This window comes from Corallococcus praedator (assembly GCF_003612125.1).
GTDB lineage: Bacteria > Myxococcota > Myxococcia > Myxococcales > Myxococcaceae > Corallococcus > Corallococcus praedator.
The window spans coordinates 15716-32390 of the sequence record NZ_RAWI01000061.1 but is presented as its reverse complement, the minus strand read 5'-3'; the positions used below and the strand labels follow the sequence as shown (position 1 = coordinate 32390).

The following is a 16675-nucleotide window of genomic DNA, read 5'->3' as shown; positions in this document are numbered from 1 at the left end:
CGGGTGGGGCAACGGGCAGTTCGAATACAACACCAACCGCGCGCAGAACGCGTCGCTGGACGGCGAGGGCAACCTGGCCATCACCGCTCGGCGCGAGCGCTACCAGGGCAACGACTACACCTCCGCGCGCCTCTCCACGAAGGGCCGCTTCACGCACACCTACGGCCGCATCGAGGCCCGCCTGAAGCTGCCCGCGGGCCGGGGCATCTGGCCGGCGTTCTGGATGTTGGGCGCGGACGTGGATCAGGTCGGCTGGCCCCAGTGCGGTGAGATCGACATCATGGAGCACCGGGGGCAGATCCCCTCCATCGTCCGCAGCTCGCTGCATGGGCCGGGCTACTCCGGCGGCCAGAACGTGGGCCGCGAGCACGCCGTCGGCGGCGGCACCCTCCAGTCGGACTTCCACGTGTACGCGGTGGAGATCGAACCGGAGCGCGTGCGCTTCATGCTGGACGAAACCGTCTACTTCGAAGCCACGCCGGACAGCCTGCCTGGCAGTGGCAAGAAGTGGGTCTACGACCATCCGTTCTTCATCATCCTCAACGTCGCGGTGGGCGGCTCGTTCGTGGGGCCTCCGGACGCCTCCACGGTGTTCCCGCAGACGATGAAGGTGGACTACGTGCGCGTCTACGCGAGGCCGACGCCGTGAAGTTCGCCCGCGTGTTCCTGCCGCTGGTGCTGCTGCTGGCGTGCTCCTCGGAGCCCCGCCCGCGTCCGCCCGGCGTGCTCTTCGTCTCCGTGGAGCAGCAGAGCGCGTGGGTGCGCAACTTCAACCCGCTGTTCGCGGGCGCCGGTGCGCGCTGGCCCACCCGGGCCGGCGTCTACGAGTGCATGCAGATCTTCAGCTCCGCGCAGGGCAGGTGGGTGCCGTGGCTTGCCATCCAGCACGCGTGGACGGAGGACCAGAAGACGCTGCGCTTCACGCTGCGCGAGAACGTCCTCTGGTCCGACGGCAAGCCCTTCACCGCCGAGGACGTCGCCTTCACCTTCGGCCTCCTGAAGAAGCACCCGGCGCTGGATGCCGGCGGCGTGTGGCGCTTCATCTCCGACGTGAAGGTGGAAGGGCCGCGCACCGTGGCCTTCACCTTCTCCCGCGTGTACCTGCCGGGCTTCGCGGACCTCGCGCACCAGATCATCGTGCCCCGCCACATCTGGGAGCACGTCGCGGATCCGGTGACGTTCACCAACCCGGAGCCGGTGGCCACGGGGCCCTTCACCCAGGTGACGCTGTTCCGCAACCAGGTCTACGAGCTGGGTCGCAACCCGCACTACTGGATGCCCGGCAAGCCCGCCGTGTCCGCGCTGCGCTTCCTGGCGTTCCCCACCAACGACCAGGCCAACATGGCGCTCGTGGAAGGGGAGGTGGACTGGGCGGGCAACTTCGTTCCGGCGGTGGACCGCACCTTCGTCTCCCGCGACCCCGCGCACCACAACCGCTGGTTCCCGCTCTACGGCAGCACCGTCTTCCTGTACCCCAACACCACGCGCCCCCCGCTGGACGACGTGCGCGTGCGCAAGGCGCTGAGCATGGCGTTGGACCGCGACCGGTTGGTGGAGGTGGCCATGTACGGCTACACCCGCCCCGCGGACGCCACCGCCCTCAACGACGCGTACACCGGCTGGAAGGATCCGGAGGTCGCGAAGGATTCCTGGACGCACTACGACCTGACGCAGGCGAACAAGCTCCTGGACGAAGCGGGGCTGGCGCGCGGCGAGGACGGCATCCGGCGCCTGCCGGACGGCAAGCCCTTCGCGGTGGACCTGGAGGTCGTGAGCGGGTGGTCGGACTGGGTGCGGGCGGGGCAGGTGGTGGGCCGCGACCTGCGCAAGCTGGGCATCTCCGTGCAGCTCAAGACGTACGAGTTCGGCACCTGGTTCACGCGCCTGCAGAAGGGCGAGTTCCAACTGGCCATCTCCTGGTCGCTGGACGGGCCCACGCCGTACAACTTCTACAAGTGGCTCCTGTCCCCGCGCACGGTGCGCCCGGTGGGCGAGGTGGCGGCGGCCAACTGGCACCGCCTGGGAGACGCGGAGGCGGATGAGCTGCTCATCCGCTTCGAGCGCGCCGGTACGCCGGAGGAGCAGCACGCGCTGATGTCCGCGGTGCAGAAGCGCTTCTCCGCGCTGGCGCCGGCCATCCCGCTGTTCCCCAACCCGTCGTGGGGCGAGTCCAACTCGCTGCGCTTCACCGGCTTTCCCACCGAACAGAACCCCTACGCGCGGCTGGCGCCGCACGCGGAGCCCGACAGCCTCCTGGTGCTGACGGAGCTCACCCCGAGGGAGCGCTGAGCATGGGTCGCTACATCCTCCGGCGCATGGGCTTCTACCTCATCGCCGCGTGGGCCTCGCTCACGCTCAACTTCGTGATTCCGCGCCTCGCGCCCGGCGACCCGGCCGCGGCCATGTTCGCGCGCTTCGAGGGCAAGGTGGCCCCGGAGGCGATGGGCGCGCTGAAGGCCGCCTTCGGCTTCACGGACGCGCCGCTGTACGCCCAGTACTTCACCTACCTGAAGCACCTGGTGCAGGGCGACCTGGGCATGTCGTACGCGTACTTCCCGTCGCAGGTGACGGAGGTGATTGGCACCGGCCTGATGTGGACGGTGGCGCTGGCGGGTGTGGCGGTCCTCATCAGCTTCGCGCTGGGCTCCTTCCTGGGCGTGCTGGCCGCATGGAACCGGGGAGGGTGGCTGGACTCCGGCCTCGCGCCCGCGCTCGCGTTCCTGGGCGCCTTTCCGTACTTCTGGCTGGCGATGCTGGCGCTGTACCTCTTCGGCTTCGTGCTGGGGTGGTTCCCGCTGCGCCACGCGTACGGGCACGACATGGAGCCGGGGATGACGTTCGCGTTCGCCGCGGACGTGGCCCGGCACGCGGTGCTGCCCGCGACGTCCATCGTCGTGGCGACGCTGGGCGGGTGGATGCTCGGCATGCGCAACACGATGGTGGCCACGCTGGGCACGGACTCCATCCGGCTGGCGCACGCGCGCGGCCTGCCGCCCCGGCAGGTGATGCTGCGGTACGCGGCGCGCAACGCGCTGTTGCCCAACGTCACCAGCTTCGGCATGGCGGTGGGCTTCGTGCTCTCCGGTTCGCTGCTCACGGAGATCGTCTTCTCCTATCCGGGCACGGGCTACCTGCTCATCCTCGCCGTGCGCAATCAGGACTACCCGCTGATGCAGGGGCTGTTCCTGGTCATCACCCTCGCGGTGCTCGCGGCGAACTTCGCAGTGGATCTCATCTGCCTCTGGCTGGACCCGAGGACCCGCTCGAATGCGTGACTCCCTGCGAAGGCTCCTCCGCCACCGGAAGGCGGCGGTAGGCGGCAGCCTGCTCTTGTTCTTCCTCCTGCTCGCCCTGGTGGGCCCCTGGTTCGTGATGGATCCGACGGACCTCGTCGGCCGTCCGCACCAGCCGCCGTCCTCGGCGCACTGGTTCGGCACCACGGGCCAGGGCCAGGACGTGCTCGCGCAGACGGTGGTGGGCGCGCGCGAGACGCTGGCGGTGGGCTTCGCGGTGGGCGCGCTCGTCACGCTGGTGGGCGCGCTCGTGGGCGTGACGGCGGGCTACCTGGGCCGCCGCGTGGACGACGTGCTGTCGCTCACCACCAACGTGTTCCTGGTGATCCCCGGCATGCCGCTGGCCATCGTACTGGGCGCCTACCTGCCGTCCGGCCCCATGCGCATGGTGGCGGTGCTGACGGTGGCGGGCTGGGCCTGGAACGCGCGCGTGTTCCGCGCGGAGTCGCTGGCCCTGCGCGGACGCGACTTCGTGTCCGCGGCGGTGGTGACGGGGGAGAGCCACGCGCGCATCGTGTCGCGGGAGCTGCTGCCCAACATGGCGTCGCTCCTGGGCTCGTCCTTCATTGGAAACACGCTCTATGCCGTGGGCGCGCAGGTGGGCCTGGAGTTCCTGGGCCTGGGCGACGTCAGCGCGGTGACGTGGGGCACGAACCTGTACTGGGCCGGCAACGACGCGGCGCTGCTCACGCGCTCGTGGTGGATCTTCGTCCCCACCGGTATGTGCATCGCGCTGGTGGGCTTCGCGCTCACGCTGGTGAGCTCCGCCATTGATGAGCTGACCAACCCCGCGCTGCGCGTGCACAAGCCCGCGCCGCTGCCCAGGGGGACCGTGGCGCCCGTGCACGTGGACCGGCCCGCGCCGGGCGTGCTCCTGAGCGTGCAGGACCTGTGCATCGACTACGCGACGGAGAAGGGGGCCTCCCGCGTGGTGGACACCGTGTCCTTCGACCTGGCGCCGGGTGAAGTCTTCGGCCTCGCGGGCGAGTCCGGCAGCGGCAAGTCCACCATCGGCTCCGCGCTCCTGGGCCTCCTGCCGTCCTCCGCGCGCGTCACGCAGGGGCGCATCCTCTTCAACGGCATGGACGTCACCGCGCTGGAGGGCGCCGGGTTGCGCGCCTTCCGCTGGCGTCAGGTGTCCATGGTGTTCCAGAGCGCGATGAGCGCGCTCAACCCGGTGCTCACGCTGGGCGAGCAGTTCCACGACACGCTGGCGGCGCACGGCCGCGTGTCCCGCGCCACGTCCTACGCCCGCGCGCGGGAGCTGCTGGGCATGGTGGGCCTGTCGCCGGACCTCGTCACGGCGTATCCCCACCAGCTCTCCGGAGGCATGCGGCAGCGGGTGGGCATCGCGCTGGCGCTGGCCCTGGAGCCCCGGCTGGTCATCATGGACGAGCCCACCACGGCGCTGGACGTCGTGGTGCAGAAGGAGCTGCTCCAGCGCATGGTGGAGCTGAAGCAGCGGCTGGGCTTCGCCATCCTCTTCATCACGCACGACCTGCCGCTGCTGCTCGCGCTGGCGGACCGCGTGGGCGTCCTCCAGGGCGGCAAGCTGGTGGAGGTGAACACCTCCGAGGGGCTGCGCACCGGGGCGCGCCACCCGTACACGCAGCTCTTGCTGTCGTCGTTCCCGCACCTCATCGCGGGCGACGTGTCCGTCACGTCGCACGCGCCGGCGGCACCGGAGCTGTCGGTGTCCCGGCCGTCCACGCGCGTCGCCGCCATCCCCGGAGGTCACCGATGAGCGCGCCCCTGCTGGAGGCGGAAGGGCTCACCCGCAGCTTCTCCGTGGGCGGCTTCTTCTCCCGCGAGCGCCGGCCCATCCTCAAGGGCGTGTCCTTCTCCCTCCAGCCGGGGGAGATCGTCGCGCTGGTGGGCGAGTCCGGCAGCGGCAAGAGCACCCTGGCCCGGCTGCTGGCGCGGCTGGACATGCCGGACGCGGGACAGCTGCGGCTCGCGGGGCGCGACGTGCTCGCGGACGGCAGCGCGCAGGCGTCGCTCGACTACCGCGGGCGCGTGCAGATGGTGTTCCAGGATCCGTTCGCCTCGCTCAACCCCGTGCACACGGTGGCGTACCACCTGGAGCGGCCGCTCGTGCGCCATGGCCGGGTGCCAAAGTCCGGGCTGCGCACCAAGGTGCTGTCGCTCTTGGAGTCGGTGGGCCTGACGCCCGCGGAGCACTTCGCGAAGCGCTTCCCGCATGAGCTGTCCGGCGGCCAGCGCCAACGCGTGGCGGTGGCGCGCGCCCTGGCGGTGGAGCCGCAGGTCATCATCGCGGACGAGCCCACGTCGATGCTGGATGTGTCCACGCGCAAGGGCGTGCTGCAACTGTTGCGCGGCCTCACGCAGGAGCGCGGCATCGGCATCCTGTTCATCACCCACGACCTGGCGAGCGCGCGGCACCTGGCCGACCGCATCCTCGTGCTCTACGCGGGCACGGTGGTGGAGGCGGGCCGCGCCGAACAGGTGCTGGGCCAGCCGCGCCACCCGTACACGAAGCTGTTGCTGTCGGCCGTGCCGGATGGCGTGGACTTCCTCCAGGCCGCGCTGCCGGTGCGCCCCTCCACGGGCCTGCCTCCGCTCGTGGGCTGCCCCTTCGCCCCCCGTTGTCCTGTGTCGGAGCCGCGCTGCTCCACCCTTCCTCCCCCCGACGTCCTGCCGGCCGCGAACCACCTCGTTCGCTGCCACCTTGAAGCTTCGAAAGGAGTTACCGCCGATGCGTCAGTTTCCTCCTGACTTCCTCTGGGGTGTGGCCACCTCCGCGTATCAGATTGAAGGTGCCACCACGGTCGACGGTCGTGGCGAGTCCATCTGGGACCGCTTCGCCGCCACGCCCGGGAAGATCAACGACAAGTCCGACGGCTCGGTGGCCTGTGAGCACTACCGCCGCTGGCCGGAGGACATCGAACTGATGCGCTGGATGGGGCTGAAGTCCTACCGCTTCTCCATCGCGTGGCCGCGCATCCTCCCCGCGGGCCGGGGCCAGGTGAATACCGCGGGCGTGGACTTCTATTCCAAGCTGGTGGACTCGCTGCTGGGCGCGGGCATCGAACCGTTCGTCACGCTCTACCACTGGGACCTGCCGCAGGTGCTGGAGGACCAGGGCGGCTGGCCCATGCGCTCCACCGGCGACGCCTTCGTGGAGTACGCGGACGTGATGAGCCGCGCGCTGGGGGATCGCGTGAAGCGGTGGATCACCCACAACGAGCCCTGGTGCATCAGCGTGCTGGGCTACGGCAACGGCGAGCACGCGCCGGGCCACAAGGACTGGTCCAAGGCCCTGGCCACGTCGCACCAGCTGCTCGTGTCCCACGGCAAGTCCGTGCAGGTCATCCGCTCCAACGTGAAGAACGCGGAGGTGGGCATCACCCTCAACCTCACGCCCGGCGAGCCCGCGTCGCCCAGCCCCGAGGACGCGGACGCCTGCCGCGACTTCGACGGCGGCTTCAACCGCTGGTTCCTGGAGCCCCTCTACGGCCGTGGCTACCCCATGGACGTCGTGGAGGACCACGTGAAGGCGGGTCGCATCCCGAACGGGAAGCTGGACTTCATCCAGGAGGGCGACCTCAAGACGATCGCGGAGCCCACCGACTTCCTGGGCGTGAACTACTACTCGCGCGCGGTGCTGCGCAGCAACCGCATCCCGGAGGAGAAGAACGCGCCCCGCACGGTGTTCGTGAACCCGGCGAAGACGGACATGGACTGGGAGGTCTACCCGAAGGGCCTCACGAAGCTGCTCGTCCACCTGGAGTCTGAATACAAGCCGGGCCCCATCTACATCACGGAGAACGGCTGTGCGTACTCCACGGGCCTGAGCGCGGATGGACGCGTGCACGACACGCAGCGCGTGGACTACCTGCGCACGCACCTGGAAGCGTGCGCGGACGCCATCGGGCAGGGCGTGAACCTGGCGGGCTACTTCGCCTGGTCGCTCCTGGACAACTTCGAGTGGGCATATGGCTACGAGAAGCGCTTCGGCCTGGTCTACGTGGACTACGCCACCCAGCAGCGCACCCCGAAGGACAGTGCCCACCTCTACCGCGACGTCGTGGCCCAGAACGGCCTGGACGTGGAGCAGGCCGCTTGAAAAAGCTCTTTCTGACGACGTGTCTGGCGCTGTGTGGCGCGCAGGCCGTGGCGCAGCAGCCCGGGGCAGGGGCTCCCGCCCAGGCGCCGGCCGCCAGCCAGCCGCCCACCGCGGGCCCCGTGGACGCCACGGCGCCGGCCGCTCCGGTCGTCCCCGCCGAGGCCGCACCGGCCCCGGTGGCCGCGCCCGCGCCCCCGCCCGAAACCACCGTGCACGGCGCCGCCGTGCGGACGACGGTGACGCGCGTGATCCACGACGAGCGCGGCTTCAAGCTCCAGGTGGACGGCCGGGACTTCGCCATCCACGGCATCAACTGGGGCTACACGCCCATCGGTGAGAACTACCGGTACTCGCTCTGGACGCAGCCGGAGGACTTCATCAAGCAGGTGCTGGCCAAGGAGATGGGCCTGCTGCGCGACGCGGGCATCAACGCCATCCGCCAGTTCGACGACATCCCGCCCCTCTGGGTGGAGTACATCTACCGGAACTACGGCATCTACACGATGCTCAACCCGCTGATGGGCCGCTACGGCCACGCCGTCAACGGAGTGATGGTCCCCAACATCGACTACTCGAACCCCGCGCACCGCAAGGCCATCCTCGACGCGCTGGCGGAGAAGGTCGAAGTCTACCGCGACGTGCCCGGCGTCCTGATGTGGCTGTTGGGCAACGAGAACAACTACGGCCTGCACTGGACGTCGTTTGAAATCGAAGCGCTGCCCGGCCACGAGGACGCCGCCCGAGCGGAGTCGCTGTACACGCTCTACGGTGAAGCGACGCGCACCGTGAAGAAGCGGGACACGAACCACCCCGTGTCCATCGCCAACGGCGACCTGCAGTACATCGACCTCATCGCCAAGCACTGCCAGGACCTGGACGTGCTGGGCACGAACGTCTACCGGGGTGCCACCGCGCGAGACCTGTTCGCGGAGGTGAAGCAGAAGCTCAACAAGCCGGTGTTCTTCTCCGAGTTCGGCGCGGACGCGTACGACGCCCGCGCGGGCCGCGAGGACCACGTCGCGCAGGCGGAATACCTGCGCACGCAGTGGGAGCAGATCTACCTGGAGAGCTATGGCCAGGGCCTGTCTGGAACGGCAGTGGGCGGCTTCGTGTTCCAGTGGGTGGATGGCTGGTGGAAGATGGGCCAGGAGGCCAACCTCTCCATCCACGACACCACCGCGTCCTGGCCCAACGGGGGCTACACGTCCGACTTCGTCCCCGGCCAGAACAACATGAACGAGGAGTGGTTCGGCATCGCGGCCCTGGGCCCGCCGGACGCCAATGGCATCAGCGGCATCCAGCCGCGCACCGCCTACTACGTGCTCCAGGCCGCCTTCCGGTTGGATCCGTACGCGCCCACCACGAACCCGGACACCATCCGCCAGTTCTTCGCGGGCATCCGTCCCTCCGCGCTCACCAGCAGCTACACGTCGTCGGTGGCGCTGGCGCGCACGGAAGAGCTGAGCGCGGTGCGGGTGTCCAACCTGCGGCTGCTCCTGGACAGCTCCCTGTCGCGCGGCAGCATCGCGACGGTGCGGCCCAACCAGAGCTCCGCGGACCACACCGAATCCATCTTCTTCGACCTGGCGTTGCAGCCGGCCAGCGGCGTCTACGGCCGCGCGTCCTTCAACGTCGTGGGCAACGTGGCGCAGAACCGGCTCAACAACCTGTTCTACGAGAACCGCGGCACGCCCGCCGCGCCGGGCGCGGGCATCCCCACGAGCCCCGGCTCACCGCCGACGTCCAACAACCCGCTGGATCGCTTCGCGCTCTACCAGGCGGAGTTCAAGTTGGACCGGACGGACTTCGCGCTCGACGGCTACTACCGCACCGGCCACTACCACTGGGGCGAGGAGGGCGACTTCTTCGGCCTCTACCGTGAAGCGAACTACGGGCCGAACCTGGACATCTACCACGGCAACGCGCCCTTCGGCGTCGTGTTCACGGGCAAGCGCAACCTGGAGGGCCTGAAGGTGGCGGTGGGCCCGGAGCTGTACTGGGGCGCCAACCCGTCCGCGGTGGCCAAGTACCGCAACAACGTGGGCCCGGTGAACATCACCCTGGTGCACCAGGAGGACCTGGCGCAGGGCGCCTCGTCCAACACCGCCTCCGTGGTGCGTGAGCGCATCGCGCGCAGGACGGCGCTGAACTTCCAGTACGCCACCGGCAAGATGGTCCTGGACGTGGGCGGCCTGATGTCCGCGCCCCAGCGCATCGGCGAGACGTTCACCTATACGCGGCAGGCGGCCGCGGACGCGCCCAGCTACCTCAACAGCGGCTACGACGTGCTCCAGGACCAGGTGCAGTTCCTGGACACCCTGGGCGCGAAGGCGCGGCTCACCTACGACATGGGCATGGTGCGCTGGCTCCTCCAGTCCTCCATCCGCGGCCTCGTCGCGGACAGCGGGCCGGAGCAGGCCAACATCATCACCGGCTGGAGCCTGCGCGAGAGCGGCCGAGGCAACCACTACGCCGGCCAGCTGGGCGCCGCGCTGCAGTTCGGCACGATTCAAGTCTCCCCGAACCTGCTCTACCAGAAGCCCCTCGTCGGGCCGAACCCGACCATCGAGGACGCGTTCGACCCCGCCACGGGCCAGTACTTCGCGGGCGTGCGTCCGCGCAACGTGCTGGTGGATGCCTTCACCGTGTTGGACAACCGCGAGACGCTGGGCGCGGAGCTGCTCATCACCTTCGACCCGACGCCCGGCACCTGGTTCTGGGCGTGGGACCGCGACTTGCGCGAGGACGCGCCGTTCGCGGCGGGCCTGGACATCGTCTACCGCCACCAGCCCACGTCGCGTGACGCCGGCATCGCCATCCTCGCGGATGGCAGCACCATCGCCTTCGGCCGCTCGCCCGTCGCCCGCGACGAGTGGGAGACGACGCTGCGTCTGGTGGGCAATCCCACGCAGCGCCTGCGCCTGTTCGGCACGGCGTTCGTGGGCAGCAACCAGTCCTCCGGCGAGGACGACCGGCAGATCCACCGCTTCGGCCTGGACGGCTCCGTGCTCTACGACACGCTGCTGCTCGCGGCCCAGTTCCACTTCAACGACTGGGGTCCGTACGACTACCACCGCGTCTTCAACCTCACCTACCCGGTGCAGCTGGGCGGGGACCTGTCCTACGGGTTGAAGAAGCCGGTGCTGGGCGCGGTGTCCACGCGCTTCGGTCTGCGCGGCCTGGTCCGCATGCTGGATGAGTACTCGGAAGGCCTCAACGACCGGGGCATCGCCGAGGGCCTGAAGGGCCGCGAATACGAGGTGGGCGCGTATGCCATCCTTTCTCTCTGAGGGACGACGCATCATGAGGACTGCTCTGCTGGTGGCCGCCGTGGCGTCGCTGTCCGGCTGCTACGACGACCCGACCATCGTCTACGGCCGCTCGCTGGAGGACCTGACCTTCGTGGTCACCGACCCCCTGATGGGCGTCTACCCGAACACGTCCGTCCTGGACGACCCGTACAACCCCTTCCGGCTGTCGGGCGTGGGCACCGAGACGAAGTGGGACATCCAGTCCGGGGCGAGCCCCGTGGCGGGCTTCTACTCCTGGGCCACCATCCTGGCGCAGGGGCCGTACGGCGAGGCGCAGTACTACGTGGGCGTGCAGCTGGCGGCCATCTACCAGCGGGGCCTGGCGGATCAGGCCAGCCTTCCGCAGACGCGGGAGATGGCGGTGAAGGCCTTCCAGTCCGTGCTCGACAACTTCCCGGACGCGGTGACGTACGACGCGTCCGGCACCATCGCCTATGACCTGGTGACGCCCGCGTACAAGGGCGTCGTGGAGCTGGGCGGCACGGTGACGGGCGGCTGGGTGATGGTGAAGACCTCCAGTGGTGCGGACCGGGCGGTGAAGCCATGAAGAAGCCGTTGTGGGGATTGCTGTTGATGCTGTCCGCCTGCCGCCCGGATCCGGGCCCGGCGGACTACTCGGACCAGGGGCCCATCGGGAACAACACCGACGGCGGTTCAGAGCCCGCCGCGGATGTGCTGCCCGGGCCGTTCCCCTTCGAGGACGGCCAGCGCCGCCTGATGGTGGGCATCTTCTACGAGACGGGCCACTCCGAGGAGGTGGTGCTCGACAACGTGGACACCAACTTCTACCTCTACGACAACACCGTCTATGTGGAGGACATCTTCGACCCCGTGGCGGACCGCGTGGAGGGCAAGTTCGCCACGAAGATCGTCCAGAACGGCAAGCCGTGGATGGGTTTCGGCGTGCACTGGACCAGCGTGCGCAACCTGGACACGTGGAAGACGCTCCACGTCAGCATGAAGTCCGCGGACGTCGCCTTCGCGAACGTGAAGGTCGGCATGTCCAGCGGCGTGAAGACGGAAGAGAAGGGCTATCCGCTCGCCGCTTCGAAGTACGGCTACGTGAATGACGGTGCGTGGCATCACCTGGCCATCCCCATCGCGGACTTCACCGCGGCGGGCCTGAAGCTCAATGCCGTGTCGTCACCGTTCACCTTCGCCGCTGAAGGTGGCGCCGCCGGTCAGTCTCTCCTGCTCGACAACTTGTACTTCACCGCGAACTAGGCAGGACGCAGTGCCAGGAGGGTGGGCCGGCTGTCGAGGATGACAGCCGGAACGCCCGAGCCTTGTCGTGACGTCGCCGGCGCCCCCGCGTCCAGCGCCGTCAGGGCAGGGAAGCAGCTCCTCCAGCCAGGCAGTCCCCCTGCGTTTGACGCGCGTCCTGGTCGTGCGTCCAGACGCATGCCTCACGGTGTTCCTACTCAAGGAGTCGTCCCCCAATGTGTGAATATTCAGCGGAGTTGTCAAGAACGGGCGCAAAGCCAGTTCTGCTCGAAGCACCCCCCGGTGTCTGGCTGAAGCGGGCCTTCGCGGCGGTCGCGCTGCTGGTGTCCGTGCTGGCCGCTTCACCGGCCCAGGCCCAGACGAACGTCGCCCTGAACCGCCCCACGACGACGTCCTCCGCGGAAGGCAACTTCCTGGGGGAGTACGCGGTGGACGGCAATGGCGGCACTCGCTGGGGTAGTGCCTTCACGAACAATGAATGGATCACCGTGGACCTGGGGCAGACGCGCACGATCTCGCGCGTGGTGCTGACCTGGGAGGCCGGCTACGCCACCGGCTACAAGATCCAGGTGTCCGCCAACGGCACGACCTTCACCGACGCGCTCACCGTGACCAACGGCGACGGCGCGGTGGATGACCTGTCCCTGCCGGCGGGGACCACCGGCCGCTACGTCCGCATGCAGGGCGTCGCCCGCTCGGGCGCGTTCGGGTATTCCCTCTGGGAGTTCGCCATCTACGAGACGGGGGGCACCACGCCTCCGCCCGTCACCACGGACCTGGCGAGGAACAAGCCGGCCACGGCGTCCAGCGTGGAGGGTGACTCCGAGTACCTGCTGCCGGGCTTCGCCTTCGACGGGCTGGGCACGACGCGCTGGGCCTCCGTCCCCGCCGTGGATCCCCAGTGGATCCGCGTGGACCTGGGGTCCTCCCAGGTGGTGGGCAAGGTGGTGCTGGACTGGGAAGGCGCCTACGGCAAGACGTACACGATTGACGGCTCCAACAACGACACCACGTGGGTCACCCTCAACACGGTGACCAACGGTGTGGCGGGCCGGCGGGAGATCCCCGTCTCCGGCACCTACCGCTACATCCGCATGCGCGGAACGGAGCGTGGCACCGGGTATGGCTATTCGCTGTGGGCCTTCGAGGTGTATCAGTCCGGCGGCACCAACCCTCCGCCGACGCAGACCACCAACCAGACCCTCAAGCTGAACTTCCCGGAGCTGGCGTACGCGAAGATCAACGTGTCGCCCGCGCCCATCAGCGTCACGCCGGTGCCGGAGGAGGGCAACACCACGCCGTCCGTGCGCAACCCGCCCGGGCCGTTCACCTACCAGCTCACGTTCCCGCCCAACACGACGGTGACGCTGTCGAAGAACCAGTTCTCTCCCACCCAGCCCAACACGGACATCCGGCTGGCGGTGGTGGACTACAATGGCAACCAGCAGCGCGGGCAGTCCGTCAGCGCGCTGGCGGTGCAGGGCGCGGACTGGAACGTGGAGATCTACTCCACGGGCAACGGCCCCACGGATCCCCGCGACCCGACCATCATCCCGGACCCGTACGTGGCGCCCGCGCCGCTGCCGGTGACGGGTTCGTTCCGGCTGGTGACGCCGACGAACAACACGATGGTGACCACGACGCGCCGTCCCACGCTGACGTGGGCCCCCGTCACGGGCGCGACGAACTACAAGCTCTACGTCAACCTGTCGCGCAACGACTACGACTGGATGGCGCCGGGCAGCCTGTTGGATCGCTACACGCAGGTGGCGTCGCAGACGGGCACGTCCTTCACCTTCACGGAGGACCTGCCGGATCGCTGGACGTACAAGTGGTACGTGGTGGCGACGTTGTCGGGCAGCACGCCGCGCTCGGACATCGGCAACTTCAGCGTGTACCTGCCAACGGTGGAGACGCAGGCGGACGGCGTCAACCTCATCAATGGCGCGCGCGACCTGAACAAGAACGGCGTCATCGAGCCGTACGAGGATTGGCGCAACCCCATCTCCGTGCGCGTGAACGACCTGCTGGGCCGCATGACGCTGCATGAGAAGGCCATGCAGATGTTCTACGACGCCAAGGAGTACCCGCTGGCGGGCTTCCAGATGGGGCCGCTGTCTCCCACGGACATCCCGATGTTCCAGAAGGCGTCCGCGGCCACGCGGCTGGGCATCCCGCACATCGACGCGGGTGACTCCATTCACGGCTACAAGACGAGCTGGCCCACGCAGCCGGCGCTCGCCGCTTCGCGCGACCTGGACACCGTCTATGAGATGGGTGACATCCAGCGCAAGGAGCAGATCGCCATTGGCAGCCGCGGCACGCTGTCGCCGCTGGCGGAGGTGAACACCAAGGTCCTCTATCCGCGCACGCAGGAGGGCAACGGCGAGGACGCCGAGCTGGCGTCGGGCATCACCCGCGCGTTGATCGCCGGCCTCCAGGGCGGTCCGGAAGTGAACCCGAACTCCATCTGGGTGACGACGAAGCACTGGCCGGGGCAGGGCGCCGGCGGTGAGGCGGGCATCACCTACGACGGCACCACCATCCACTACCACATGCGTCCGTGGCACGCGGCCATCGAGGCGGGCACCAGCGGCATCATGCCGGGCTACGCCGGCAGCTGGCTGCTGGGGCCGGAGGGGTACGGCGCGGGTGACAACCCGGGCATCCTCAACTACCTGCGCACGAAGCTGAACTACGACGGCGTCATCTGCTCGGACTGGCTGCCTTCCGGCGCGTGGGTGCGCTCCGCCACGGCGGGTTCGGACGTCATGGGCGGCGCGACGCCGTCCGCCATGGCCAACTTCGAGAACGAGGTTCCGCTCTCCCGCATCAACGATTCGGTGCGGCGCATCCTCGACCTGAAGTTCCGTCTGGGCATCTTCGAGGACCCGTACAAGAACGGCCCCGCGGGGACCTCCGAGTGGCACACGGCGACCAGCAAGGCCGCGGTGCGCCGCGCTTCGCAAGGCGCGATGACGCTGCTCAAGAACGACGGCGCGCTGCCCATCCGGCTGCCGGCGGGCGGGAAGATCGTCATCGCGGGTCCCCGCGCGGACGACATGTCCTGCATGGTGACCTGGCGTTCGGACTTCCACGGCTACGAGTTCGGCGACCCGACCATCTACGCGGCGGTGAAGGCGCGCGCGGAAGCGGCGGGCCTCACGGTCTACAAGGACAACGCCCCGGCGGGCGTGACGCCGGACGCGGCCATCGTGGTGGTGGGCGAGAGCTACTTCACGCACGGCACGGAGTGGGACAAGGAGAAGCCGTACCTGCCCGGCGACCCGATTGGCCCGGCCCACGACGCGAAGTGGGGCGACCAGTTCGGCGTCATCAACAGCTTCAAGTCGCGGGGCATCCCCACGACCACGGTGATGATCATGCCGCGGCCGTATGTCCTGACGAACGTAATGCCCATCTCCAACGCGTTCCTCATCGCCTATCGCCCCGGTGACATGGGTGGCTTCGCGGTGGCGGACGTGCTGTTCGGTGACGTGCTGCCGCGCGGCAAGACGCCGTGGCAGCTGCCGCGCGCCATGAGCCAGGTGGGCACGGACGTGGAGAGCGGCCAGTTGGAGCGCTGGGATCTGCCCTACGACCTGGGCGCGACGGACGCGGAGCGGGCGACGATCCGCTCCAAGATCGCCTTGGGCCAGCACATCGAGCCCATCTACGGCAACCCGCTGTTCCAGTATGGCGCGGGCATCCAGGGCTTTGGCCTGACGGATGCGACGGCGCCGGTGGCGTTCAGCCTGCTGACGCCGGCGAACAACCTGGTCATCACCGGCACGCGGCCGGCGTTCACCTGGAATGCCAGCAGCGATCCTCAGACGGGCATCCAGCGCTACGAGGTCTTCATCGACGGCAACCCCGCGCCGGTGGCGATCACCAAGACGCCGTCCGCTCCGCTGGAGAGCCTGAAGCTGGCGAACGGGACGCACACCTGGTTCGTCAAGGCGTTCAACTGGGCGAACGGGGTGACGCAGTCGCCCACGTTCACCTTCACGCTGAACGACACGACGCCTCCGGCGGCCTTCGCGGCGCTGTCGCCGTCGGCGGGCCAGGCGGTGCCGGGCACGTCCACGCGCTTCATCTGGGAGCAGACCACGGACGTGGGCGCGGGCGTGTCGGAGTACGTGCTCATCGTGGACAACGCGGACCGCACCCCGACCATCCTCCGGAGCGCGGCGACCCCGGCCGGGACGAACCTGGCGAGGGGCAAGAACGTGGCGGCCACCTCGTCCGAGTTCGGCAGCCCGAACGACGCGGTGGACGGCAGCCTGACGACGCGCTGGTCGAGCGTCGGCACGGCGACGACGGGTGACACCGACTCCATCACGGTGGACCTGGGCGCCATCTACTCCCTCAAGCGCATCCTGCTGAACTGGGAGGCCGCGTACGGCCGGCGCTACGTCCTGGAGACGTCGCTGGACGGCGCGACCAACTGGGTGGCGCTGAAGACGGTGGACACCGGCGACGGTGGCATCGACGACTGGACGGGCCTCACCGGCGTGGGCCGTTATGTGCGCATGCGAGGTGTGCAGCGTGCGACGGCCTACGGCTACTCGCTGTGGGAGTTCGAGGTGTACGGCGTGGGCACCGAGCAGACGACGGTGAACGGGCTGTCCACGGGCACGCACACGTGGCGCGTGCGCGCGGTGGACGGCGCGAACAACACCACGCTGTCCTCCGGCCCCGTCACCTTCACGAAGTAGGCGGGTGAGGGTTTGAGGTGAAGGGGAGGGGCGGCCGGACGA

General features: G+C 69.1%; 10 protein-coding genes. All 10 read left to right on the top strand.

What is annotated here, in order from left to right:
- Positions 1 to 649: glycoside hydrolase family 16 protein (locus D7Y13_RS11000; protein WP_147452434.1), on the top strand; the 649-nt coding region annotated here is incomplete at its 5' end.
- Positions 646 to 2289 carry an ABC transporter substrate-binding protein gene (locus tag D7Y13_RS10995; RefSeq protein ID WP_120583269.1) on the top strand — a complete coding sequence of 548 codons (1644 nt, stop codon included), beginning with the start codon at positions 646 to 648 and terminating at the stop codon, positions 2287 to 2289. The genes D7Y13_RS11000 and D7Y13_RS10995, both read left to right, overlap by 4 nt.
- 2 nt (positions 2290 to 2291) lie before the next feature.
- Positions 2292 to 3275, top strand: a complete 984-nt coding sequence (locus D7Y13_RS10990) for an ABC transporter permease (protein ID WP_120534973.1) — start codon at positions 2292 to 2294, stop codon at positions 3273 to 3275.
- Entirely contained in the window at positions 3268 to 5037 is a 1770-nt protein-coding gene (locus D7Y13_RS10985; protein WP_120534972.1) for a dipeptide/oligopeptide/nickel ABC transporter permease/ATP-binding protein, read from the top strand. The genes D7Y13_RS10990 and D7Y13_RS10985 overlap by 8 nt, the downstream gene beginning before the upstream one ends.
- Positions 5034 to 6029, top strand: a complete 996-nt coding sequence (locus D7Y13_RS10980) for an ABC transporter ATP-binding protein (protein WP_120534971.1) — start codon at positions 5034 to 5036, stop codon at positions 6027 to 6029. Before D7Y13_RS10985 ends, D7Y13_RS10980 begins: the two co-directional genes overlap by 4 nt.
- On the top strand, positions 6010 to 7380 hold the full coding sequence (locus D7Y13_RS10975; protein ID WP_120534970.1) for a GH1 family beta-glucosidase: 1371 nt from the start codon (positions 6010 to 6012) through the stop codon (positions 7378 to 7380). Before D7Y13_RS10980 ends, D7Y13_RS10975 begins: the two co-directional genes overlap by 20 nt.
- Positions 7377 to 10670 (top strand): glycoside hydrolase family 2 TIM barrel-domain containing protein, encoded by a 3294-nt coding sequence (locus D7Y13_RS10970; protein WP_120583270.1) that lies wholly within the window; start codon positions 7377 to 7379, stop codon positions 10668 to 10670. Before D7Y13_RS10975 ends, D7Y13_RS10970 begins: the two co-directional genes overlap by 4 nt.
- Positions 10671 to 10683: 13 nt before the next feature.
- Complete coding sequence (locus D7Y13_RS10965) at positions 10684 to 11238, top strand: hypothetical protein (protein ID WP_199732739.1); 555 nt, start codon at positions 10684 to 10686, stop codon at positions 11236 to 11238.
- Entirely contained in the window at positions 11235 to 11915 is a 681-nt protein-coding gene (locus tag D7Y13_RS10960) for a putative glycoside hydrolase (protein ID WP_120534967.1), read from the top strand. Before D7Y13_RS10965 ends, D7Y13_RS10960 begins: the two co-directional genes overlap by 4 nt.
- A 236-nt stretch (positions 11916 to 12151) precedes the next feature.
- Positions 12152 to 16633: a discoidin domain-containing protein gene (locus tag D7Y13_RS10955; RefSeq protein WP_341870403.1), complete on the top strand. Its 4482-nt coding sequence runs from the start codon at positions 12152 to 12154 to the stop codon at positions 16631 to 16633.
- Positions 16634 to 16675 lie beyond the last annotated feature (42 nt).

Coding starts and splice junctions, on each gene's coding strand:
- D7Y13_RS10990 (WP_120534973.1), top strand. CDS start 2,292: ATGGGTCGCTACATCCTCCGGCGCATGGGCTTCTACCTCATCGCCGCG.
- D7Y13_RS10985 (WP_120534972.1), top strand. CDS start 3,268: ATGCGTGACTCCCTGCGAAGGCTCCTCCGCCACCGGAAGGCGGCGGTA.
- D7Y13_RS10980 (WP_120534971.1), top strand. CDS start 5,034: ATGAGCGCGCCCCTGCTGGAGGCGGAAGGGCTCACCCGCAGCTTCTCC.
- D7Y13_RS10975 (WP_120534970.1), top strand. CDS start 6,010: ATGCGTCAGTTTCCTCCTGACTTCCTCTGGGGTGTGGCCACCTCCGCG.
- D7Y13_RS10965 (WP_199732739.1), top strand. CDS start 10,684: ATGAGGACTGCTCTGCTGGTGGCCGCCGTGGCGTCGCTGTCCGGCTGC.
- D7Y13_RS10960 (WP_120534967.1), top strand. CDS start 11,235: ATGAAGAAGCCGTTGTGGGGATTGCTGTTGATGCTGTCCGCCTGCCGC.